Raw genomic sequence first — 20601 nt, 5'->3', positions numbered from 1 at the left:
CACAGGGCCTTGGAGACGATCATGAGCACGCACAAGGTGGGGCCCGACACCACCGTCCTCGCCGACTGCCTGGAGGTCCCCGGAGTCGGCTTCATCCCCGTCAACGCCTTCGTCCTGCACGCCGAGGAGCCCGTCGTCGTCGACACCGGTCTGGGCCTGCCCGACCGGGACTTCCTCGCCACCCTCGCCGGCGTGATCGACCCCGCCGACGTGCGCTGGATCTGGCTGACCCACCCCGACCGGGACCACACCGGCGGCCTCTTCGCCCTCCTGGAGGCGGCGCCCCTGGCCCGGGTGATCACGACCTTCCTCGGCGTGGGGGAGATGTCCACCGAGTGCCCGCTGCCCCTGGACCGGGTGTACCTGCTCAACCCGGGCCAGAGCCTGGCCGTCGGAGACCGCACGCTGCACGCCTTCCGGCCGCCGCTCTTCGACAACCCCGCCACCGTCGGCTTCTTCGACGACCGCACCGGCACCTGCTTCAGCTCCGACTGCTTCGGCGCCCCCCTCCCCACCGCGGACCTCGCGACCTGCCCCGACGCCGGCGAGCTGGACGCCGAGGACCTCAAGGCCGCCCAGCTGCTCTGGGCCAGCGTGGACAGCCCCTGGGCGCAGGTGGTGGACCGCGAAGCCTTCCTCGCCGCCGCCGGCCCGCTGCGCTCCGCCGACCCCGGCACCGTCCTCTCCACCCACCTGCCCCCGGCGTCCGGCCTGACCCCGCGCCTCCTCGACCTCCTCACCGCGGTCCCGGGCCTGACCCCCTACACCGGCCCCGACCAGGCCGCCCTGGAACGGATGCTCGCCGCCTTCGCCCCGGGCCCGCACGAGTAGCCCCCTACGATGACCGCATGACGGCAGCCCCCGTCCCCCGCGCGTCACGCCGCCGCCCGCCGGAGCGGTGGTTGACTGGCCGCATGCCGCTCGACTCCTACGGGGTGCTGTCGGGAACGCTGCACCGCCACTTCCGCGACACGCCCGACACCCAGGGGCACTGGTTCCACGTCAACCTGGAGGTGGACGCGCCCGCCGGCCGGTACCGGTGCGCCGTCGACGTGGACAGCAAACAGTCCACCACCGGGGTCCAGTGGAAGGTGTTCACCCTGGCCGCCTCCGTGCTCGATCCGGTGCCCTCCCTGGACCCCGGCTACCACGAACTCTCGATGACCTCGGGCTCCGGAGCCCTCGACCACCTCCGCCACCCGGCCCTCCGGCACCGCCCCGGCTGCGCCTTCCCCGTCCGTCCGCCCGCCTGGCTCCGCGGGCTGATGGACCGGCTGAACCCGCCCCGCCCCTGGATCTCGGGCTCCAACCTCGACGCGGCCCAGGCGCTGGAACCCATCCTGCTGCCCGGCCGGGAAATCATGATCTTCGGGGAGCCCTTCGACCACGGGCTCGGCATGCACAACGTCCACCAGAACCAGGGCGATCCGTACGGCAGCCAGTGGTGGGACGACAACGGCACCTGGCAGGACGGCGCCACCCTCACCCGCCGGCCCGACGGCCTGTACGACGTCTTCCTCAACAAGTTCTCCAGCCAGGCCGACCTCACCGGGCCCGACGGCCACCCCGTCTGATGGAAGGACGCTTCGACACCTGGGCGGCCGGCGGCGGCTACGAGCGCTACATGGGCCGGTGGAGCCGGCTGGTCGCCGAGGACTTCGCGGTCTCGCTCGGCGTCGGCCCCGGCGCCCGGTGGATCGACGCCGGATGCGGTACGGGCGCACTGGCCGGGGCGGTGGCGGACCGCTGCCGCCCGCGGCTGGTGCTGGGCGTGGACCGGTCCGCCGCCTTCGTGGCGGCCGCACGGGCCGCCGCACGGGCCGCGGCGGCGGGGCCGGTCTTCGCGGTGGCCGACGCGCAGGCGCTGCCGGTGCCCGACGGGGCGTTCGACGCCGCGGTCAGCGCCCTCGCGCTGAACTTCCTGCCCGCCCCCGGCGCGGCGGTGGCCGAGGCGGCCCGGGCGGTGCGGCCGGGCGGGCTGGTGGCCGCGTACGTCTGGGACTACGCCGAGGGCATGGGGTTCCTGGGGCACTTCTGGGACGCCGCCGTCGCCCTGGACCCGTCGGCGGCCGCCCTGGACGAGCGCCGCCGCTTCCCCCTGTGCCGGCCGGGGCCGCTGCGGACGCTGTGGGAGGGGGCGGGGCTGGACGCGGTGGAGGTCGTCCCGGTCGAGGTGCCGACCGTGTTCGCCGGCTTCGCGGACCTCTGGGAGCCCTTCCTGGCCGGACAGGGCCCCGCCCCCGGCTACGTCGCCTCCCTGGCCCCCGCCGGACGCGGGCGGCTGCGCGACGCGCTCGCCGGGGCCCTGCCCGTGCGGCCCGACGGGTCGATCGCGCTGACCGCCCGAGCCTGGGCGGTCAGCGGCCGCCGAACAGCTCGCTGAAGGGGTCCGCGGCGCCGGCCCGGACGGCGGGGAGCTGCCGGTACAGGGCGCTGCCCGGGCATTCGGTGGCGAAGACGTCGCGGTGGCCGGAGACCCGCTCGACCGTCACCCGCTCCCCGGCGCCGAAGCGCCCGTTGTCGACGGAGGCGGTCAGCTCGACGGTGCCCGACGGGTCGTGCCCGTACCGGCCGAGGGCCCAGGCGGCGAGCCGTGCGACGGCCGCCGTGGCCTGTGGCGGGGCCTCCAGGTCGGTGTACCGGCCGATCACCGCGACGCCCATGGTGTCGGCGTTGAAGCCGAGGGTGTGCGCCCCGGTGACCGGCCGGCCGGAGCCGCCGGCCCGGCCCTCGAAGACGGTGCCGCACTTGTCGACGACGTAGTTGTAGCCGAGGTCCTTCCAGCCGTTGACCCGCTGGTGGAGGGCCTGGAGGCCGCGTACGACGGCGGGGGAGTCGGCGCAGTCGTAGTCGTTGCTCTGGGCGGTGTGGTGGACGAACACGGCCTTGACGTCCCTGCCGTACACGGCGGGCTCCCCGGGGCCCTCGGCCGCGCCCCAGCGGGCGCGGGGGACGATCCGGGGCCGGGAACCGGCGGCGCCGGCCAGCTCGTGCGCCACCGGCTCGGGTGCGGCGGCGGGGGCGGGGTCCGGCCCCGGGTCCACCAGGTCGAGCCGCACCCCGTGCGGCAGCCGCCCGCCGGGGGCGGCCGCTCGTACCTCGACGCCGTCCGAAGGCCCGGCCCACCACGGCTCCCGGCCCTCCACCACCGTCCACGGCGACCAGTGGCCGGAGCCCCGCTGCCGGGCGCGGACCCGGTACCCGCCGGTGCCCGGCCCGCCCGGGCGGTCGGCGGGCGCGGTGACGGCGAGCATGCTGAAGGGGGTCCGGGAGTCCGCGAGCACGGCGGCCCCGGCCGAGGTCAGGGTGACGGCGTGCGGCGGCGGAGCGGCCGCCGGTTCCCCGCCGGCCGCGGCCAGGGTGACGAGCAGACAGCTCAGGGCGGCGGTGACGGGCGTCAGCGGGAATCCGCGGGTGCGCAACTCGGCTCTCTCCAGGGTCCCCGGACGACGGTGGACGAGAACCGGAACAGCGGCTGTTGCGACACGCCCCCGGACCGTTCCCGGGCCCCGAGGACACAAGGCGCCGACCGGGCTGGAAGTGCCCGGCCGGCGCTCTGCGCACTTCGCTGACCGCCCCCTTCAACGAGCCGGCGGCCCGGCGGTCACGGCCGGCGCCCGGCGGATTCCTCCGGTCACTCCGTTCAGTTGGCTGCGTACACCCGCACCGCGAACTCCGCGATGTCCGCGTCGGAGAGGTTCTTCGCCAGATTGGCCTCGGTGATCATGCCGATGAGGCGGTGGCCGCCTTCCACGTCGATGACGGGGAGCCGCTTGATCTGGTGGACCTCCATGGTGTCCAGCGCCTCCTGGGCGTTGCTGTCGGCGTCGATCCAGTGCAGGTTGCCGGCGAGGTCCCCGGCCCGCATCGCCGCCGGGTCCTTGCCGTCGGCGCAGCACTTGACGACGATGTCGCGGTCCGTGATCAGCCCCTTGAGGCGCCCGTCGCCGCCGCAGATCGGCAGGGAGCCGACGTTCAGCTCGCGCATCATGCGGGCCGCGTCCTGCAGGGACTGGTCCTCGCGGATGCACTGCACGCCCATGGTCATGATGTCCCGGGCCAGCAGGTTCCTGTCCATGGTGTTCCTCCTTCCGTGTCCTCCCCTACGAGGACAGCACGGATGGAGCGGCGCGGCGCGCCGGGAGCACGGTTCCGGTTGCGAGAGATTGTTGACCGTTCGTTCCAGATGGCTTTATGATCTTCGACGTGGCAAGGACCAAGGAATTCGACCCGGACGCCGTGCTCCAGTCGGCCCTGGAGCTGTTCTGGCGACGCGGCTACGAAGCGACGTCGGTGGCCGACCTGGTCGAGCACCTCGGCATCGGGCGGGCCAGCATCTACGCGACCTTCGGCAGCAAGCACGAGCTCTACCTGAAGGCGCTGGACCGCTACGCCGAGGCGTTCGACCCGCTGCTACTGGCCCAGCTCTCCGCGCCCGGGCCCGCGCTGCCCGCCGTAAGGGCCGTCGTGCGCCGCTTCGCCGCGGAGGCCGCGACCCCCGGTGAGCGGCTCACCGGCTGCTTCATCACCAACACCGCGGCCGAGCTGGCCTCGCACGACCCCGCGGCCGCCCGCCGCGTCGAGGTGAGCTGGGACCGCTTCGAGACCCTGCTCCACTCGGCGCTCGTACGGGCCCAGGGGGAGGGGGAGCTGGCCGGCGACCGCGATCCGCGCGCGCTGGCCCGGATGCTGCTGGTCCTGCTCCAGGGCGTCCGTGTCGTCGGCAAGGCCTCGGACGACCCCGCCCGCGTCCGGGACGCGGCGGAACAGGCACTGGCCCTGCTGGACTGACGGCCCGCCCCCTCGTACGCCTCCGTCATGCCCTTGTGCATGCCCGAATTCTGAACCGAACGTTCAAATACGGGGCCCATCGCCCCTCGAAGGAGTCACCGAAGATGAACCGCTTCACCGGCAGGACCGTCCTGGTGACCGGCGCGGGCTCCGGCCTCGGCCGGGCCATCGCGATCGCCTTCGCCGCCGAGGGCGCCTCCGTCGTGGCCGCGGGCCGCACCGCCGCCACCCTGGACGAGACGGTGGCCCTCATCGGGGCGGCCGGCGGCACGGCCGCCGCCGTCCCCGCCGACGTCACCGACTCGGGCCGGCTGGAGGACCTCGTCCGCGAGTGCGTCTCCCGCTTCGGCGGCCTGGACATCGCCGTCAACAACGCGGGCATACTCCGCGGCGTCGGGCCCGTCGGCGACGTCAGCGAAGAGGACTGGGACGCCGTCCTGCGCACCAACGTCACCGGCGTCTGGCTCGCCATGAAGCACCAGATCGCGCACATGCGGAAGAACGGCGGCGGCACCATCGTCAACATCTCCTCCAACCTGGGCGCGCACATGCGGATCCCGAACGCCGCCGCCTACATCACCTCCAAGGCGGCCGTCTCCGCCCTCACCCGCGCCGCCGCCCTCGACCACATCCACGAGGGCGTGCGCATCAACGCGGTCAGCCCCGGCGCCTCCGACGGCCCCATGTCGCTGCGGCCCGGCGAGACCGAGGCCGACCGGGCCGAGCGGGTCAAGTCGGAGAACCCGCTCGGCCGGGTCGCGGAGGCCGGGGAAGTGGCCGCCGCCGTGCTCTACCTCGCCTCGCCCGCGGCCGGCTCGGTCGTCGGCACCGACCTCGTCGTGGACAGCGGCTCCTCCGCCTGAGCCCCGCCGCGCGCGGCCGGATCCGGCAGCGGCCGTCCCGCGCACGCGGCGTCCGAATCCGGCATCCGGCCGTCGAGGAGGAAGTCCTCGACGTAGCGGTCCACGCAGGCGTTCCTCGACTGGTAGGCGCCGTGGTCGCCGCCGCCGACCGTGATCAGGCGCGATCCCGCCAGCCGCTCGTGGGCCCGTACGGCTCCCTCGTAGTGGGTGGCCGGATCGCGCTCCGAGTTGAGCATCAGCACGGGCGGCAGCCCCCGGCCGGTCACTTCGACGCGCGGGGCGCCGGAGCGGGGCCAGGCGGCGCAGACCGAGGTGAAGGCCAGCTCCCGCGCGCCCGCCATGGGGTAGGCGCGGCTGTCCGCCCCGCTCCTGCGCACCCAGTACGCGGTGTCGCGGTTCCAGGGGGTGTCCTGGCAGACCACGGAGAAGAAGTCCGCGGCGAACCGGGCGTCCATCGGGTGCTTCAGCTTCTGCGCGAGGGCCCGCCGGGTGGCGGCCGGTACGCTCGACGGGTTTTCCAGGACGCCGAGGAGCGCCGCCAGGTCCGGGAACCGGTCGCCGCTGTAGATCATGCCGGTCGCCGCCGCGTCCAGCTGGTCGGGCAGGACGCGGGTCCCCTCCAGGTCGAGCGGGTGCTCGCGCAGCGAGGCGCGCAGCCGCTCGTACGAGGCCTTGGCCTCCCCCGGGGTCCTGCCCCGGTGGTAGGTCGCGTCGTTCGCCGCCAGCCACGGCAGGAAGTCCTGCTCGAACCGGCGCTGGAAGCTCATCGGCTGCCCCGTCAGGAACTCCTGCCAGCTGCCGCTGAAGTCGATGTTGCTGTCGAGCACCACCCGTTCGACCCGGCGCGGGAAGCGGGTCGCGTAGACGGCGCCGAGGTGGGTGGCGTAGGACGGGCCGTAGTACGACACCTGCCGGACGCCCAGCAGCGACCGGTACAGGTCCATGTCGTGCACGGCCTGGTCGGTGGTGATGTGGGGCAGCAGGCCGCCCGAGTTGCGCCGGCAGTCGCGTACGAAGTCCCGCGCGCGCTCCACGGTGCCGCGCACGGCCTCCTCCGAGCGGTCGCGCAGATCACCGGGCGCGAACAGGGCGTCCACCTTCTCCTGGCCGGAGCAGACCACGTTCGTGCTCGCCCCCACACCGCGCTGGTCGAAGCTCACGATGTCGTACGCGGCGGCCAGCTTCGGCGCGTACGAGGCCAGGCCCGCCGGCCGCCCCAGCCCCGATGCCCCCGGGCCGCCGGCGGCCATCATCAGGACGCCGCGCCGGGCGGCGGGGTCCGTGGAACGGTGCCGGGACACGGCCACCGTGAGGTCCTGCCCCCGGCCCGGGTGGTACCAGTCGCGCGGCACCGTCATCGAGGCGCACTCCAGCGGCCCCGAGCCGCAGGGCCGCCAGTCCAGGCCCTGGTTCGCGTACCGGCCGGGTATCGCGCGGGCCTCGGCGCCCGGCGCGGCGTTCGCCGGGGCTGCGGGCAGCGCCGCCACGGCGAGCAGCCCGCAGGCGGCGGCCGCGGCCCGGCGCGCGGTCTTCTTCAACAGGTCCATCCGGTCGGTCTCCCCCGTCGCGGTGATCGGTCGTGACGATCCTCCGCGAAACCGGGGCCCGGAACGATCTCCCCACCACCCGTATCCGGGGTGGTGCTGGTGCCACCCCCCCTCAGGCGCGGCGCAGCAGACGCGTCGTCAAATGGTGCTGGAGCGGCCGGCCCACGGCCGCCATGTCGTGCACGACCGTCAGGCCGTCGCCGTCGAGGGTGTAGTGGCGGCGGGTGCCCGTGACCTCCTTGGCCAGCGGGGTCAGCGACACGTCCTCGGTCTCGATCTCGATCTCCAGCCCGGCCGCGGCCGGAGCGGAGACCCGCCCGGTGTACGTCTCGACGATGCCGGTCGGGTGGGCGAGCACCACCTCCAGCGACGCGTCGGGCGTCACCCGCCACCACCCGGCCTCCCGGCCCGCCGGCCGCACCGGGGCGCCCGTCGCGTCGACCAGCCACGCGCGTGCCTCGTAGCGCAGGAAGGGCCGCCCGTCGTGGCTGAAGGAGATCTCCTGCTCGTAGCGGAAGTCCTGCTCCAGGGTCGGGTACTCGCCCCGCCCCCGCCCGTGCCAGCGCCCCAGCAGGGGGAGCACCGGCGCCAGCAGCGGATGCGGTTCGGGCCCCTCCCCGAGGACGTCGCTGTCCGGGTACGGATTCTCCTGCGCCGGCTCGAACATGTTCACCTCGCCCGTTCTGTGGTCGTCCCCCGCGAGCGTGCAGCGTAGCCTGCGGCGCCGAGCCGCTCCGGGACGGTCCGCCGACCGGACACGGCGGGGGCCCTACGCGACGAACTCCTCGTCGCCGTACCGCACCTCGGCGGTGTTCCAGTCGACGCCGAGCTCGGCCGTGAACTTCCGGGCGAGCGGCAGGTCCGCGATCGGCGCGATCAGGATCAGCCGACCGTCGAGGGCGACCGAGCCGCCGCCGAGCCGCTCCCGCGCCACGGGGTCGGCGAGCAGCGCGTCGCGCAGCCGGGTGGCGCTGACGCCCCCGGCCTCGATCTCGACGGCGTCGGTCTCCGGCGAGGTGCGCGGCAGGCAGCGGAACGTCAGCACCGACTCCTGCCGGTACTGCTTGCGGATGACGTCGGCGATGTGGTGCAGCCCGTCCGCGTTGACCCGGTCGAGGTCGAACTCGCGCGAACGCTCGTAGGTGGCCTGCTGCTCGTCCTCGGACCAGAACACCCCGTCGAGCAGGGTCGAGGACTCGGTGCGCGCCCCGTGGGAGCGGATGATCTCCCGCACCTCGCGGTCGAAGCGGTGCAGCCGGGTGCGGAGCCGGGGGTCGGCCGGATCCGTGATGACGGCGGTGTTGTCGGTGGCGAAGATTTCCGCCGCCGGGCAGCCGGCCGGGCCGGAGGCGGGGGAGAGGGCGACGGCCTGGGCCGTGCCCGCCCCCGCCGACGCCAGTGTCAGGACCCCGACCGCCACCAGTGCGCGCAACCGCTTCATTCGTCAACTCCCTGCCTGTGTACCCGAACCGCGGCGCTCCCGGGCCGCGGCGGGCCTCATCCTAGGAGCCCCGCGGTACCCCGCGGGGGCGTCGGCACCCCATATGGCGGATGGCGGAAGGTGGCTACTTGGGCACGTCCCGCGTTAGGCAGCCGCCGTCACGGGTATGGCCCAGCGGGGGAGGGGGTGCGGAGTGAGGGATGGTGCACGTTCGGCGGCCCGGGGCGCGGCGGCGCTCGGATCGGTGGCGACCCTCACACTCGCCGCCTGGCTGGTCTGGCTCCTGCCCGGCCCGCAACTGGCGGCCGTACTCGGCTTCGGCCCCGTTGACGGAGTCGTGACGATCGCCGAGTGCTACGAGGCCACCGACGTGGAGGGGTACGCGGCCGGCACGGAGTGCAAGGGCCGCTACACCCCGGCCCGCCGCGGAGCGGGCCCGCCGGAGGAGATCCTGCTGGAGACGGCCGCGGAGAAGCACCGGCCCGGCTCCCGGGTGGAGGTGCGCACCGCCCGCGGGAAGGCGTACGAACTGTCGGGCTTCGCCGTCGGCAACCTGGGCGTCGCGACCGGACTGCTCCTCGTCCCCTTCCTCGCGCTGGCGTCCTGGCTGGCGGCCCGCGCCCGCCGCGGCGAGCCCGTGGACGGGGGCGGGTTCGTGCTCGCGGCGCTGGCCGCGATGGTGGCGGTGATCGTCCTGGGCCTGGCGGCCGGCCTCCTCGTCGGGCTCCTCACGGCCGTCCTCTGAGCCGGGCCGGGCAGGAGCCGCCGCCGGCTACGGCGTGACGGCGAGGCCCTCGACCAGCTCCGCGCCCGGGAGCCGGGCGAGCAGCCCGCCGGGGGCGATCAGCTTGCCGCGCCGGCGACCGCTGCCGACCAGGACGTACGGCATGTCGCCGACCGCCGCGTCCACCAGCAGCGGCCAGTCGGCCGGCAGGCCCAGCGGGGTGATCCCGCCGTACTCCATGCCGGTCAGTTCCACGGCCGTGGCCATCGGCGCGAAGGACACCTTGCGGGCCCCCAGGCGCCGCCGGACGACCCCGTTCACATCGGCCCGGGCCGCCGACGACACCAGGCAGGCGGCCAGGGTGGTCTCGCCGCCCCGCTTGGCGGCGACCACCACGCAGTTCGCGGACCGGTCCAGCAGGTCCTGCCCGTAGTGCTCGACGAAGGCGGCCGTGTCGGCGATCGCCGGGTCGGTGTCCACGTAGACGATCTGCCGGGCGGCGGCAGGGTCCTCGCCGTCGAGGCCGCGTACGGCCCCGGCGACCGGGGCGACCAGCTCGGGCAGGCAGTCGGGAGCGGGGCGGGCGTCTTCGAAGGGTCCGATGGGGGCGCGCATGCCCGCACGTTAACAGGGTGCGCAGGTGCGAGGCCGTCGCACCTGGTCACGGCGGGTACGAAGGCTGTAGCCGCAATGGGTTCCCTGTGCCAACGTAGGCCCCATGGACGGCAATCGGGGCAGCGACCGGAGCACCTCCACGCACCGGCACCGGCACGACCACCACCCTCACGACCACGACCACGGACACGACCACGGACACGACCACGGACACGACCACGGACACGGCCGTCGGCGCGGGCTGCGGCACCTGCTGACCCCGCACCGCCACGACGCCGGCGACAAGGTCGACGCCGCCATGGAGGCCTCCCGCGAGGGCATGCGCACGCTGTGGACCTCCCTCGTCGTGCTCGGGGCGACCGCCGCCGGCCAAGCCGTGATCGTCGCCCTGTCCGGGTCCGTCGCCCTGCTCGGCGACACGGTCCACAACACCGCCGACGCGCTGACCGCCGTACCGCTGGGCATCGCCTTCGTCCTCGGCCGGCGCGCGGCCGACCGCCGCTACACCTACGGCTACGGCCGCGCCGAGGACCTGGCCGGCGTGCTCATCGTGCTGGCCATCGCCGCGTCCGCCGCCCTCGCAGCCTGGACGGCCGTCGACCGGCTCCTGCACCCCCGGGAGGTCACCCACCTGTGGGCGGTCTGCGCGGCGGCGCTGACCGGCTTCGCGGGCAACGAGTGGGTGGCCCGCCTGCGCATCCGCACCGGCCGGCGGATCGGGTCCGCCGCCCTGGTCGCCGACGGACTGCACGCCCGCACCGACGGGTTCACCTCACTGGCCGTCCTGTTGGGGGCCGCGGGCTCCGCGGCCGGCCTGCGGGCCGCCGACCCCGTCGTCGGCCTGCTGATCACCCTCGCCATCCTGCTGGTGCTGAAGGACGCCGCCCGCGAGGTCTACCGCCGGCTGATGGACTGTGTCGACCCCACCCTCGTGGACACCGCCGAGCACGCCCTGCGGGACGTACCGGGGGTGCTCGGCGTCGGGCAGCTGCGCATGCGGTGGATCGGCCACACCCTGCGCGCCGAGGCCGACATCGTGGTCCCCGCCCACCTGACCGTCGTCCAGGCGCACGCACTCGCGCTCGCCGCCGAGCACGCGCTGATCCGGGCGATCCCCAGGATGGCGGCCGCGACCGTCCACACCGACCACCCGGCTCCCGTCGGCCGCCTCGCGGCCTAGGCCGGGCGCCGCGACCCGGTGAACCTCTGCGGTCACGGCACTAGGTTGCCCGGCGGCCCGCCTCCGTGCGGTGGACGAGGTCCGTGATCAGCGTGGCGATCGCGGGCCACAGCGCCCGCGGCAGGTCGTGGCCCATGCCCTCGAAGACCGCCAGCTCGGCGCCCGGTACGGCCCCGGCGGTGGCCCGGCCGCCGCTGACGTCGCACATCGGGTCCTCGGCCCCGTGGATCACCAGCGTGGGCAGCCGCAGCGAACGCAGCCGCGCCGTACGGTCGCCCGACGCCACCGAGGCCAAGGCCTGGCGGGCGACGCCGAGCGGGTCGTACGACCGGTCGAAGGCGCGGCCGGCGCGCTCGCGCACCGCCGCCTCGTCGAAGGCGAACCCCGGCGAGCCCAGCACCCGAACGGCGTGGACCGTGCGGTCGACCGCCTCCTCGCGGCTCCTCGGTGCCGGTCCCGCCAGCGCGCCCAGCGCCCCGGGGTCCGGCTGCCCCACCGCACGGGCGCCCGTCGTGGACATGAGGGAGGTCAACGACCGCACCCGGCCCGGGTGTTCGATCGCCATGGTCTGGGCGATCGCCCCGCCCAACGACAGGCCGACGACGTGGGCGCTGTCCAGCCCCAGCGCGTCCAGCAGGCCCACCGCGTCCCCGGCCATGTCGGACAGGGAGTACGAGGCCGACGACAGGTCGCCCGCGAGCGCCGCCGGCACATCGGGCACCGGCGCGTCCGGGAAGTGCGTGGACAGTCCGGCGTCCCGGTTGTCGAACCGGACCAGCTGTACGCCGCGCCCCGTCAGCTCCGCGCAGAAGCCGTCGGGCCACCCGTGCATCTGGAGGGCGATCCCCATGACCAGCAGCACCGGCGGAGCCTGCCCGTCCCCCCACCGCTCGTACGCCACCTCGATGCCCGCCGGCCCCACGCCCACGGCCTTCTCTTCGCTCACCGTCACGCCGTCTCCTCCTGTACAGGGGCGGACGCCGAACATACCGTCAGGACCGCTCCAGCAGGGCGGTACCGAGCTCGCTCGCCGTGTAGTGCACCTCGCGCCGGTAGCGGTGGCTCGTGACGAGGCCGGCGTCGCGCAGCACCGAGAGGTGCTGGGACACCGCGCCGAGGCTGAGCCCGCTCAGGGCCGCCAGCTGCGTGGTGGTGCTGGGCGATCCGGTGAAGGCGAGCAGCCGGGCGCGGCTGCGGCCCAGCAGCCGGGCCAGCCCGTCCGCGCAGGTGCCGCGGCGCTCCCACAGGCCGCCCACCGCCCGCGAGGGGTAGACGAGTGCCGGGGGTGCGGTCGAGCTCCCGGTCAGCAGGTGGCAGCGCGCGGCGAACGCGCTGGGGGCCAGGACGATGCCCGTGCCGCCGAGGGCCGGTCCGGTCGGGGGCAGCTCCGCGGACACCAGCCGGTCGCCGGTCCAGCGCAGCGACGGGTGGAGGCGGGCGAACACCTCCTGGATGCCGTCCTCGGCGAGCTGGCGCGTCCGGTACGCGATGTCCGCCTCCAGCACGGCCCGGATCCGCGGCCAGTACGGCCGGACCGCCGCTTCCCACCAGGCCCGCAGGGCCTCGCCCAGCTCCGGCGCGGCCGCCATCAGGGCGAGTTCCTCCTCGAACTCGGCCAGCGGACAGCGCGGCGGCGGAGTGGCGAACCCCGGCGAGGCGGCCGCGGCGCGCAGCGGCGCGATCCGCGCGGCCAGGGAGCGGTCCTCGCGCAGCGGCAACGCCGACTTGATCCACGGCAGATGGACCGCGTGCCGCCCCGGATCGGCGGTGGCCCGGAAACCGGCGAGGGTCTCCCACAGCGGCGAGACCGCGAACCTGATGCCGGCGATGTCGTGCACCCCGAACCGCACTTCACCCACGTACCCGCCCCCAACCCAGCAGCACCTTTTCGCGCAGCCTAAAACATTGGCCCCACCACCTCCGAGGCCGACATCTTCGCGGACATGAAGAACCACCACCCCCTCCCCGCCGGCTTCCGCCGGCTCTGGACCGCCGACGTCGTGAGCCAGGCCGGCTCCGCCGTGACCCTCATCGCGCTGCCGCTCGTGGCCATCGGCGTCCTGGACGCCACCGCGTTCGAGGCCGGACTGCTGGTGACGTCCGAGTACCTGGCCTTCCTGCTGATCGGCCTGCCCGCCGGCGCCTGGGTGGACCGGCTGCGCCACCGCCCCGTGATGATCGCGGGCGACCTGGGCCGCGCCGCCCTCCTGCTGTCCGTCCCCGCGGCCGCCTGGCTGGACGTGCTGTCGCTGCCCCAGCTGTACGCCGTGTCCTTCGGGATGTCGGTGTGCACGGTCTTCTTCGACGTGGCCGCCCAGAGCGCGCTGCCGCGCCTGGTCGACGCGGACCGCCTGGCGGCCGCCAACGTCCGGCTGGAAGCCGGCCGCAACATCACCCAGGTCGGCGGGCCGGGCCTGGGCGGAGTCCTGGTCGGCGCACTGACCGCGCCCGTCGCCCTCGCCGTCGACGCCTTCAGCTACCTCCTGTCGGCGTTCCTCGTCTCGCGCGTCCGCCAACCCGAGCCCCGTCCCGCCGCGCGGCGCGGCACGAGCCTGCGCGCCGAGATCGCCGAGGGGCTGCGCTTCCTCCTCGGCGACAGGACCCTGCGGGCGCTCACCACCGCCTCCGCCGTCTCCAACCTGTTCGGCACCGCCGGCGCCGCCATGCTGATGGTGCTGCTCGCGGGGGAGCTCGGGCTGTCCCCGCTGCTGTGCGCGGCCGTGTTCACCGCCGAGGCCCTGGGCGGCCTCCTCGGCAGCCTGATCACCCTGCGCGTCGCCGCCGCGTTCGGCCAGGGCCGGGCGATGTGCGCGTCCGTGATCGTCAGCGGGGTGCTGTGGCTGGCGGCGGTACCCCTCTACCAGGACGACTGGCGGTTCGCGGCCGCCGTCGCCCTCCAGGGGCTGGGCTGGACCGCCTTCATGACCTTCAAGATCAGCTCGGTCGCCCACCGGCAGCGGGTGTGCCCCGAGCCCCTGCTCGGCCGCACCGCCGCGACGTTCCGCTTCCTGGTGTGGGGCGCCATGCCCGTCGGCGCGCTCGCCGGCGGACTGCTGGGGCAGTGGCTCGGCGCCCGGCCCGCGATGTGGATCGGCGCCCTGGGGGAGCTCCTCGCCGTCGTCCCCCTCCTCCTGTCCCCGCTGCGGACCGCCCGGGAACTGCCGCCCGCGCCCGCCGGTGCCGACGCGCGGCCCCTCGTACGGCCGTAAGGGGTCCCCGGTGCGCTACCACCACGTCGACGTCTTCACCCCCCGCCCCTACAGCGGCAACAGTCTCGCGGTGTTCCCCGACGCCGGAGCGCTGACCGCCGCCCAGATGCTGGCCATCACCCGGGAACTGCGCCACTTCGAATCGGTCTTCCTGGTACGCGACCCCGCGCGCCCGCGCACCTGCCGGGCACGGGTCTTCGACCTCACCGGGGAACTCGGCTTCGCCGGCCACCCCGTCATCGGAGCCGCGAGCGTGCTGCACGCCCTGGACGCCCCCGGCACCGGTGCCGCCGCCTGGACCCTGCGCCTGAGCGCCCGCACCGTGCGGGTGGCCACCCGCCGGCAGGCGCCGCGCCGGTACGCGGCCGTGCTCGACCAGGGCCCCGCGGAGTTCCTCGGCCGCCCCGCGGGCGCGCGGGCCGCCGCCATCGCCGCCCTCTTCTCCCTCCACGCCCGCGACCTGGACCCCGCACTGCCGCCGGAGACCGTGTCGACCGGACTGCGCTACCTGGTCCTCCCCGTACGCGGGGACGCGCTGGCCCGGGCCGGGATCACCGCCCCGCTCGACGTTCCGCTCGCCCGCCTGGGGGCCGACTACGCCTACCTCCTCGACGCCGGGGCACGGGAGGGGCGGCACTGGGCCAACGACGGCCTCCTGGAGGACGTGGCGACGGGCAGCGGGGCCGGCTGCGCGGCCGCGTACCTGCGCCGCCACGGCCGCATCGGCGACGGCGAGACCGTGGTGCTGCGCCAGGGCCGGTTCACCGGCCGCCCCGGCGAGATGGCCGTGGCCGCGCACGGGAGCGGAACGGACGTCCGGAGCGTCGAGGTGGGCGGCCCCGTCGTACTGCTCGGCGAGGGGACCCTCGCCGAACTGCCCTGAGTGCCGCCGCCGTTCCGCGGGATGCGAGACTGCTCGACTGTGAACGGGACGGGAAGGGCGGGCGGAACCGTGCGAATGGGACGGCGGCTGGGGTTGGTGGCGCTGGTCATGGCGGCGGCCGGGGCCTGCGCACATCCGCTCCAGGACCTGGGGCCGCTGCCGCCGCGCTTCTCCGGGCCGCCGCTGCCGCCCGACGCGGTGGTGGCCGACCTGACGCAGGCGATGGCGGAGCAGGGGGTCGAGATGCGGCGGAACCCGCCGGAGCTGCGGATGCAGGCGATGGAGTGCCACGAGATGCTGGTCGGCCGGCCGCCCTCGGCGACGGCGGACGCGGCACTGAAGGCGGCCTTCGACGGTGCCCGCTCAGCCCGGGGCTGGCAGCCCGGACAGGACCTGGGCCCGCGGGTCCTCAGCATGCGCAAGGGGAACTGGACGGCGATGGCCTCGCTCACGGGCGCCCGCCCGGAGGACGGCCCCACCACGAGCGTCCTGATCACCCTGCTCTGCGACGGTGGCCGCTCCTTGCCCCGGCCCCCGGCCCAGGTGCCCTCCGCCTCCTGACGGGGGGCGGGGGCGGGGCGGGGACGGGCGGCGGGGTCAGTGGCGCTTGAGCTTCGCCCACACGGTTCCGAGGGCTTCGATGTCCGCGTCGTCGAGCCGGTCGTCGAAGACCTCCCGCAGGGCTTCCCGGCGGGTCGCGTCCGCCTCGGCGAAGGCGCGGCGGCCCTCGGCCGTGAGGCCCACGCACACGGAGCGGGCGTCCGTGGGGGAGGGGACCCGGTGGATCAGCCCCCGGGCCTGGAGCTGGTCCACGACGCGGGACACCTGGCTGCGGCTGAGGAGGGTCTTGGCCCCCAGGGCGGAGGCGGCGACCGGCTCGCCCTGGCTGTTCAGCCAGAGCATCACCTCGAACCAGGACAGCGGCAGCCCGTGGGCCCGCGTGAGTTCCCGGTCGATGTGGGCGGAGACAGGTCGTCGCCACCATGCGCGACACCGCGAAGGCCGGCCCGCTGCGCCGCGCCGCGGCCGAGGCGGGGGTCGAGGACCTGGTCCAGGTCAAGCGGCTCGACGTGGTCGACCAGGCGTCGATCGACGCCTGCCTGGAGGAGGTGCTCGCCGAGCACGGCCGGCTCGACGCGGTGGTCAACAACGCCGGCGCCGGCCGGGTCGCGACGATCGAACAGGACACGGTCGAGGGCGTCCGCGCCACCATGGAGGTCAACTTCTTCGGAGTCGTCCAGGTCACCCGTGCCGCGATGCCGCACCTGCGCGCCTCGCGCGGCCGCCTGATCACGGTCACCAGCGTCGGCGGCGTGATCGGCCAGCCCTTCAACGAGGCCTACTGCGCCGCCAAGTTCGCCGTCGAGGGCTTCATGGAGTCCCTCGCCCCCGTCGCCGCGACCGCCGGCGTCGCCGTCACCCTCGTCGAACCGGGCGCGGTCGCGAGCGAGTTCGTCAACACCATCGACCTGGACGTGCCCGCGCTGCTCGCCGCGGTGGGTCCCTACGCCCCGGCGCTCCGGACGTACGTCGAGCGCACGGTCGAGTCCTTCGACCAGGCCCAGACCCCGGCCGAGGCGGCCGCGCCGATCACCGAGGCCCTGACCGCCGAGAAGCCCGCCTTCCGGGTGCAGACCTCGGACTGGGCCCGTGACTTCGTCGGCCTCAAGCTCTCCGACCTGGACGGCTCGGCCGTCCAGGCCATGACGGGGGCCTGGGTGGGCTGACGTCCCGCCGACGGGGCGGGCCCGGCCCCCGGGACTCCTAGCGCCGCCGGTCCGCCAGCACCTCGGACGACGCGTCCCGCTGGTGCGGGACCGGCGGGACGGACAGCGGCGCCGCCGCCTCCTCCTGCCGGAGCGAGACCGTGCGCGCGGGCGCCGGTATCGAGATGCCCTCTGTCCGGTACCGCTGGTGCAGGCGCTTGATGAACTCGTGCTTGATCCGGTACTGGTCGCTGAACTCGCCCACGCCCAGGATCACCGTGAAGTTGATCCTGGAGTCCCCGAAGGTGTGGAAGCGGACCGCGGCCTCGTGGTCCGGGACCCCGCCTGTGATGTCGGCCATCACGCTGTCGACGACGTCGAGGGTCACCCGCTCCACGTGCTCCAGGTCGCTCTCGTAGCCGACCCCGACCTGGACCAGGATCGACAGCTTCTGCTCGGGCTGGCTGTAGTTGGTCATGTTCGTCCGCGCGAGGCGGCCGTTCGGGATGATCACCAGGTTGTTCGACAGGTTGCGCACCACGCTGTTGCGCCAGTTGATGTCGACGACGTACCCCTCCTCGCCGCTGGTCAGACGGATGTAGTCACCCGGCTGGACGGTCTTCGAGGCGAGGATGTGCACCCCCGCGAAGAGGTTGGCGAGGGTGTCCTGGAGGGCCAGCGCGACCGCGAGACCACCCACGCCGAGAGCGGTGACCAGCGGGGCGATGGACACCCCGAGGGTCTCCAGCGCCACGAGGACGCCCATCGTCAGCACCACGATCCTCGTGATGTTGACGAAGATGGTCGCGGACGCCGCGACGCCCGTACGGGACGCGGCCACCGACTGCACCAGACCCGCCACGACCCGCGCCGCACTGAGGGTGGCGATGACGATGAGCACCGCCATCAGCGACTGGTCGACCACACCCCCGACCCGCGCGGTGAGCGGCAGCGCCGAAGCGGCCACCGCGGCCCCGGCGATCACGGCCGCCCAGGGGACGATGGTCCGCAGCGCGTCGACGATGACGTCGTCGCCGCTCCACTTGGTCCGGCTCGCGTGCTTGGCCAGCCACTTCATCAGAGACCGCAGCACCAGACCGGCCACACCACCGGCGGCCAGCGCGATGCCGGCCACCACCCAGTCGTGCAGGACCAGGTCCCGGGTCACCGGCCCGCCCCCGCACCGTGGAGGGCGAGGGAACGGGCCGCCGCCGGCCGCCGTATGTGCTGTGTCGTCACCTTGTCACCTGTCAGGTCGTTTTGTGCGCACCCCCGTTGGAGCGGATGTACGCATTCCGAACGGAACTGTCATCCTGCCCCATGCCCCGCCCGCCCCCGCACCCGGACCCCGCCGTTCCGCCCGCTGTGCACGCCCGGGTGACGGCGGGATTGCTCCGGGTTGACGAACTCCTCACCTGCCCGGCCCATGCTCCCGGCCTGTCGGGGTGCCCGGCGTGGCGGGGAGGGGTGGTATGTGCGGTGTGTGGAGAGGCGCCCGGCCCGTCCAACGGGTCACGGGTCCCACGCAACCGTTCCCTCGCACTCCCTCGGCGCTGCGGTGCCGACGGGGAAGGAAGTCATGAACCTGAACGCTCAGAAGGTGCCCCGGACGCGGTCCCGGGTGCTGCTCGCCTCCATCGCAGCGGCGGCGGCCCTGACCGGCCAGCTGGTGGCGCTGGCCCCGGCTGCGTCCGCGGACGGGCCGAAGCCGTCGGGCCAGAACGCGCCGTCGGTCCACGACAAGCAGAGGAACCCGGAGAAGGACAAGGACAAGGACAAGGACAAGGACCACTACAAGAAGCCGGCGCAGTTCCCGCACGGCCTGCGGCAGTTCACCTCTGACAACACCTTCACCGCCCCGGCGGGCGTGAAGACCGTGTTCGTCCAGGTCTGGGGCGCCGGTGGTGGCGGCGGTGGCGGTGGTGGCGCCACCAACGCCCTCGCGGGCGGTGGCGGCGGCGGTGGCGGCGCCGGCGGCTTCACCTGGTGCACGCTCAACGTGACCCCGCTGGCCGACTACGGCGTGGACATCGGCGACGCGGGAACCCCCGGTACCGGGGGAACCGCCGGATCGGCGGCGGTGAACGGCGGCAACGGTGGCACGGGTGGCGGTGGCGGCGCCACGACCATCATCGCGTCGGCGACCAACACCCAGCTCGCCGCTGCGCCCGGTGGTGGAGGCGGCGGCGGTGGCGGCGGTGCGACCGTCACCCCGGTCGCCGCCGCGGGTGCCGCGGGCACCGCGGGCACTGCCGGAGGGGCCGGGACGTGCTCCACGGGCGGCGTGAACCTTGGCGGCGCAGCCGGCGGCGCTGGTGCGCCGGGCACCGCTGCCACGGCCACCGCCGGCGCCCCGGGTGGGTTGGGCGGCACCCCCGCCGACGGCATCGTCGGCCTCCCCACGCACGTGGCGGAGGGCGGCAACGGCGGTGCGGGCGGCCGCCCCTCGCCCGAGAGCGCTCGCCCCGGCCTCGCGGGACAGGCCGGCGGCGCCGGCTACGCCGTCATCTGGTGGTAGCAGCACCCTGACGGAACCGGTGGAAACACCCCGACCGCCCGCTCCCGCGGCCTCACGGCCGCGGGAGCGGGCGGTTCCTCATGGTCACGAGGCGGTGAGGAACTCCCTGAGGTCCACGACCTCGTACTCCTCCTCCAGCGCCGCGTCGATGATCCGCGGCAGGGCCTGCGCGTCGAGGACGACCCCGTCGCCCGCGCTGCTGCCCACGTGCATCTGCAGGATGGCTCCGGGACGGAAGGAACCCACCGCCCTGCCGACCGCCTTGTCCACCGTCATCCCGCCGGCCGGACCCAGGTAGCCGTTCGTGTCGTTGGTGAACTCGATCGCCGCGTAGCCGAGGTCGTTGACGTCGTCCACCGCGTCCTCGGTGGTCGAGCTGTACGGGAACCGGAAGAACGGCAGCGGCTCGGCCCCGGACGCCGTACGGATCGCCGCGTCCGCGGTGCGCACCTCCCGCGCCCGCTCCGCCGTGTCGAGGTCGTCGAAGTAGGGATGGCTGTGCGAGTGGTTGCCCAGCCCGTGCCCGGCGGCGGCCATCGCCCGCACGGCCGCGGGACGGGCCTTCGCGTACAGGCCGGTGGGGAAGAAGGTGGCGGCCGCCTTCCGCCGCCGCAGCTCCGTCAGGACGGCGTCGAGACCGCTCTCGTCCCACGCCGCGTTGAAAGTGAGCGCCACCACCCTGCGCGCGGTGGGCAGCCGCCGGATCTCCTGCCCGAGCAGCGACGCCGGCGGCCGCGGTCCCGCCGCGCCGCCGGGACCGCCCCCGTGCACCGGGGGACCGGCGGCGACGGCACCCGGGGCGGGCACCAGACCCGCGGCCAGCAGCGCCGCCATCGCGGCACGTCGTCCCACATCCACCACAGTCGCTCCCTCGGCCACGCACCGCCCCGTGCGGCGCTGCCACGAGTGTGCGAGAGCACCGGGCGGGGCGCCGCGCAGCCGTGCCGGGCACCCGGGTGATCTCCGACCGCCGCCCCGCCGGGACACGGTGCGCCCGGCCCCGGTGCCGGCCGGGCGCACCGTACAGTCCGCTTCGGGCACCCCCGCCTCCGTCACCGCAGGCCGCGCACCGGCAAGGGAGACAGCCGTGAACACCACCGACCAGGACCGCTTCCCGTCGGATC

General features: G+C 74.8%; 22 protein-coding genes and 1 pseudogene. 12 read left to right on the top strand and 11 right to left on the bottom strand.

Annotated features, from left to right (window positions below; genetic code table 11):
* Positions 1 to 21: 21 nt before the first annotated feature.
* From ACZ597_RS18575 to ACZ597_RS18565, 3 genes are all read left to right on the top strand, one after another.
* Positions 22 to 831 (top strand): MBL fold metallo-hydrolase, encoded by an 810-nt coding sequence (locus tag ACZ597_RS18575; protein WP_471330992.1) that lies wholly within the window; start codon positions 22 to 24, stop codon positions 829 to 831.
* A gap of 83 nt (positions 832 to 914) precedes the next feature.
* On the top strand, positions 915 to 1574 hold the full coding sequence (locus ACZ597_RS18570) for a DUF2278 family protein (RefSeq protein WP_471330990.1): 660 nt from the start codon (positions 915 to 917) through the stop codon (positions 1572 to 1574).
* Positions 1574 to 2383: a class I SAM-dependent methyltransferase gene (locus ACZ597_RS18565; protein WP_471330988.1), complete on the top strand. Its 810-nt coding sequence runs from the start codon at positions 1574 to 1576 to the stop codon at positions 2381 to 2383. Before ACZ597_RS18570 ends, ACZ597_RS18565 begins: the two co-directional genes overlap by 1 nt.
* On the opposite strand, the gene ACZ597_RS18560 is transcribed toward ACZ597_RS18565, so the two are convergent.
* Both ACZ597_RS18560 and ACZ597_RS18555 read right to left on the bottom strand, forming a co-directional pair.
* Entirely contained in the window at positions 2358 to 3422 is a 1065-nt protein-coding gene (locus ACZ597_RS18560) for a peptidoglycan recognition protein family protein (RefSeq protein ID WP_471330985.1), read from the bottom strand. The two genes, ACZ597_RS18565 and ACZ597_RS18560, sit on opposite strands and share 26 nt — an antisense overlap.
* 221 nt (positions 3423 to 3643) lie before the next feature.
* On the bottom strand, positions 3644 to 4078 hold the full coding sequence (locus ACZ597_RS18555; RefSeq protein ID WP_471330982.1) for a CBS domain-containing protein: 435 nt from the start codon (positions 4076 to 4078) through the stop codon (positions 3644 to 3646).
* A 128-nt stretch (positions 4079 to 4206) separates the two neighbouring features.
* On the opposite strand from ACZ597_RS18555, the gene ACZ597_RS18550 reads away from it, so the two are divergent.
* Together ACZ597_RS18550 and ACZ597_RS18545 are read left to right on the top strand one after the other, a co-directional pair.
* Entirely contained in the window at positions 4207 to 4791 is a 585-nt protein-coding gene (locus ACZ597_RS18550) for a TetR/AcrR family transcriptional regulator (RefSeq protein ID WP_471330979.1), read from the top strand.
* Between the two features lie 104 nt (positions 4792 to 4895).
* Positions 4896 to 5654: an SDR family NAD(P)-dependent oxidoreductase gene (locus tag ACZ597_RS18545; protein WP_471330978.1), complete on the top strand. Its 759-nt coding sequence runs from the start codon at positions 4896 to 4898 to the stop codon at positions 5652 to 5654.
* Here the strand turns inward: ACZ597_RS18545 and ACZ597_RS18540 are convergent.
* The 3 genes from ACZ597_RS18540 to ACZ597_RS18530 all read right to left on the bottom strand — a co-directional run bounded on the left by ACZ597_RS18540 (position 5582) and on the right by ACZ597_RS18530 (position 8642).
* Positions 5582 to 7201 carry an alpha/beta fold hydrolase gene (locus tag ACZ597_RS18540; protein WP_471330975.1) on the bottom strand — a complete coding sequence of 540 codons (1620 nt, stop codon included), beginning with the start codon at positions 7199 to 7201 and terminating at the stop codon, positions 5582 to 5584. The two genes, ACZ597_RS18545 and ACZ597_RS18540, sit on opposite strands and share 73 nt — an antisense overlap.
* 112 nt (positions 7202 to 7313) lie before the next feature.
* On the bottom strand, positions 7314 to 7868 hold the full coding sequence (locus tag ACZ597_RS18535) for a heme-binding beta-barrel domain-containing protein (protein WP_471331346.1): 555 nt from the start codon (positions 7866 to 7868) through the stop codon (positions 7314 to 7316).
* Positions 7869 to 7970: 102 nt separating this feature from the next.
* Positions 7971 to 8642 carry a hypothetical protein gene (locus ACZ597_RS18530; protein WP_471330972.1) on the bottom strand — a complete coding sequence of 224 codons (672 nt, stop codon included), beginning with the start codon at positions 8640 to 8642 and terminating at the stop codon, positions 7971 to 7973.
* A 193-nt stretch (positions 8643 to 8835) separates the two neighbouring features.
* Between ACZ597_RS18530 and ACZ597_RS18525 the strand changes: the two genes are divergently transcribed.
* Complete coding sequence (locus tag ACZ597_RS18525; protein WP_471330970.1) at positions 8836 to 9387, top strand: hypothetical protein; 552 nt, start codon at positions 8836 to 8838, stop codon at positions 9385 to 9387.
* A gap of 27 nt (positions 9388 to 9414) precedes the next feature.
* Here ACZ597_RS18525 and ACZ597_RS18520 read toward each other — a convergent pair whose 3' ends face one another.
* The gene (locus ACZ597_RS18520) at positions 9415 to 9981 is read right to left on the bottom strand and encodes a YbaK/EbsC family protein (protein ID WP_471330967.1); all 567 of its coding nucleotides are present in this window, start codon (positions 9979 to 9981) and stop codon (positions 9415 to 9417) included.
* 103 nt (positions 9982 to 10084) lie between these two features.
* Between ACZ597_RS18520 and ACZ597_RS18515 the strand changes: the two genes are divergently transcribed.
* Positions 10085 to 11161: a cation diffusion facilitator family transporter gene (locus ACZ597_RS18515; RefSeq protein ID WP_471330964.1), complete on the top strand. Its 1077-nt coding sequence runs from the start codon at positions 10085 to 10087 to the stop codon at positions 11159 to 11161.
* Between the two features lie 40 nt (positions 11162 to 11201).
* Here ACZ597_RS18515 and ACZ597_RS18510 read toward each other — a convergent pair whose 3' ends face one another.
* Together ACZ597_RS18510 and ACZ597_RS18505 are read right to left on the bottom strand one after the other, a co-directional pair.
* Complete coding sequence (locus tag ACZ597_RS18510) at positions 11202 to 12113, bottom strand: alpha/beta fold hydrolase (protein ID WP_471330961.1); 912 nt, start codon at positions 12111 to 12113, stop codon at positions 11202 to 11204.
* 40 nt (positions 12114 to 12153) lie between these two features.
* Positions 12154 to 13020: an ArsR/SmtB family transcription factor gene (locus ACZ597_RS18505; protein ID WP_471330958.1), complete on the bottom strand. Its 867-nt coding sequence runs from the start codon at positions 13018 to 13020 to the stop codon at positions 12154 to 12156.
* Between the two features lie 84 nt (positions 13021 to 13104).
* On the opposite strand from ACZ597_RS18505, the gene ACZ597_RS18500 reads away from it, so the two are divergent.
* From ACZ597_RS18500 to ACZ597_RS18490, 3 genes are all read left to right on the top strand, one after another.
* Complete coding sequence (locus ACZ597_RS18500) at positions 13105 to 14370, top strand: MFS transporter (RefSeq protein WP_471330955.1); 1266 nt, start codon at positions 13105 to 13107, stop codon at positions 14368 to 14370.
* 10 nt (positions 14371 to 14380) lie between these two features.
* Complete coding sequence (locus ACZ597_RS18495) at positions 14381 to 15253, top strand: PhzF family phenazine biosynthesis protein (RefSeq protein ID WP_471330953.1); 873 nt, start codon at positions 14381 to 14383, stop codon at positions 15251 to 15253.
* 75 nt (positions 15254 to 15328) lie between these two features.
* Positions 15329 to 15814, top strand: a complete 486-nt coding sequence (locus ACZ597_RS18490) for a hypothetical protein (RefSeq protein WP_471330950.1) — start codon at positions 15329 to 15331, stop codon at positions 15812 to 15814.
* Positions 15815 to 15850: 36 nt separating this feature from the next.
* On the opposite strand, the gene ACZ597_RS18485 is transcribed toward ACZ597_RS18490, so the two are convergent.
* The gene (locus ACZ597_RS18485; protein WP_471331343.1) at positions 15851 to 16174 is read right to left on the bottom strand and encodes a MarR family winged helix-turn-helix transcriptional regulator; all 324 of its coding nucleotides are present in this window, start codon (positions 16172 to 16174) and stop codon (positions 15851 to 15853) included.
* Between the two features lie 47 nt (positions 16175 to 16221).
* On the opposite strand from ACZ597_RS18485, the pseudogene ACZ597_RS18480 reads away from it, so the two are divergent.
* A pseudogene (locus ACZ597_RS18480) lies at positions 16222 to 16980 on the top strand (SDR family NAD(P)-dependent oxidoreductase); the annotation flags it as partial.
* Positions 16981 to 17017: 37 nt separating this feature from the next.
* Here ACZ597_RS18480 and ACZ597_RS18475 read toward each other — a convergent pair.
* Positions 17018 to 18127: a mechanosensitive ion channel family protein gene (locus ACZ597_RS18475; RefSeq protein WP_471330947.1), complete on the bottom strand. Its 1110-nt coding sequence runs from the start codon at positions 18125 to 18127 to the stop codon at positions 17018 to 17020.
* Between the two features lie 411 nt (positions 18128 to 18538).
* Between ACZ597_RS18475 and ACZ597_RS18470 the strand changes: the two genes are divergently transcribed.
* A complete protein-coding gene (locus ACZ597_RS18470; RefSeq protein ID WP_471330944.1) occupies positions 18539 to 19477 on the top strand; it encodes a glycine-rich domain-containing protein in 939 nt (312 codons plus the stop codon).
* Positions 19478 to 19561: 84 nt separating this feature from the next.
* Here the strand turns inward: ACZ597_RS18470 and ACZ597_RS18465 are convergent, their stop codons facing one another.
* A complete protein-coding gene (locus ACZ597_RS18465; protein WP_471330941.1) occupies positions 19562 to 20329 on the bottom strand; it encodes a polysaccharide deacetylase family protein in 768 nt (255 codons plus the stop codon).
* Positions 20330 to 20601 lie beyond the last annotated feature (272 nt).

Source organism: Streptomyces sp. NPDC040718, from assembly GCF_055593565.1.
The sequence above is the reverse complement of the archived record's forward strand: the minus strand, read 5'-3'. Positions and strand labels throughout refer to the sequence as shown.

Coding starts and splice junctions, on each gene's coding strand:
- ACZ597_RS18575 (WP_471330992.1), top strand. CDS start 22: ATGAGCACGCACAAGGTGGGGCCCGACACCACCGTCCTCGCCGACTGC.
- ACZ597_RS18570 (WP_471330990.1), top strand. CDS start 915: ATGCCGCTCGACTCCTACGGGGTGCTGTCGGGAACGCTGCACCGCCAC.
- ACZ597_RS18565 (WP_471330988.1), top strand. CDS start 1,574: ATGGAAGGACGCTTCGACACCTGGGCGGCCGGCGGCGGCTACGAGCGC.
- ACZ597_RS18555 (WP_471330982.1), bottom strand. CDS start 4,078: ATGGACAGGAACCTGCTGGCCCGGGACATCATGACCATGGGCGTGCAG.
- ACZ597_RS18545 (WP_471330978.1), top strand. CDS start 4,896: ATGAACCGCTTCACCGGCAGGACCGTCCTGGTGACCGGCGCGGGCTCC.
- ACZ597_RS18540 (WP_471330975.1), bottom strand. CDS start 7,201: ATGGACCTGTTGAAGAAGACCGCGCGCCGGGCCGCGGCCGCCGCCTGC.
- ACZ597_RS18535 (WP_471331346.1), bottom strand. CDS start 7,868: ATGTTCGAGCCGGCGCAGGAGAATCCGTACCCGGACAGCGACGTCCTC.
- ACZ597_RS18530 (WP_471330972.1), bottom strand. CDS start 8,642: ATGAAGCGGTTGCGCGCACTGGTGGCGGTCGGGGTCCTGACACTGGCG.
- ACZ597_RS18520 (WP_471330967.1), bottom strand. CDS start 9,981: ATGCGCGCCCCCATCGGACCCTTCGAAGACGCCCGCCCCGCTCCCGAC.
- ACZ597_RS18515 (WP_471330964.1), top strand. CDS start 10,085: ATGGACGGCAATCGGGGCAGCGACCGGAGCACCTCCACGCACCGGCAC.
- ACZ597_RS18500 (WP_471330955.1), top strand. CDS start 13,105: ATGAAGAACCACCACCCCCTCCCCGCCGGCTTCCGCCGGCTCTGGACC.
- ACZ597_RS18490 (WP_471330950.1), top strand. CDS start 15,329: ATGGGACGGCGGCTGGGGTTGGTGGCGCTGGTCATGGCGGCGGCCGGG.
- ACZ597_RS18470 (WP_471330944.1), top strand. CDS start 18,539: ATGAACCTGAACGCTCAGAAGGTGCCCCGGACGCGGTCCCGGGTGCTG.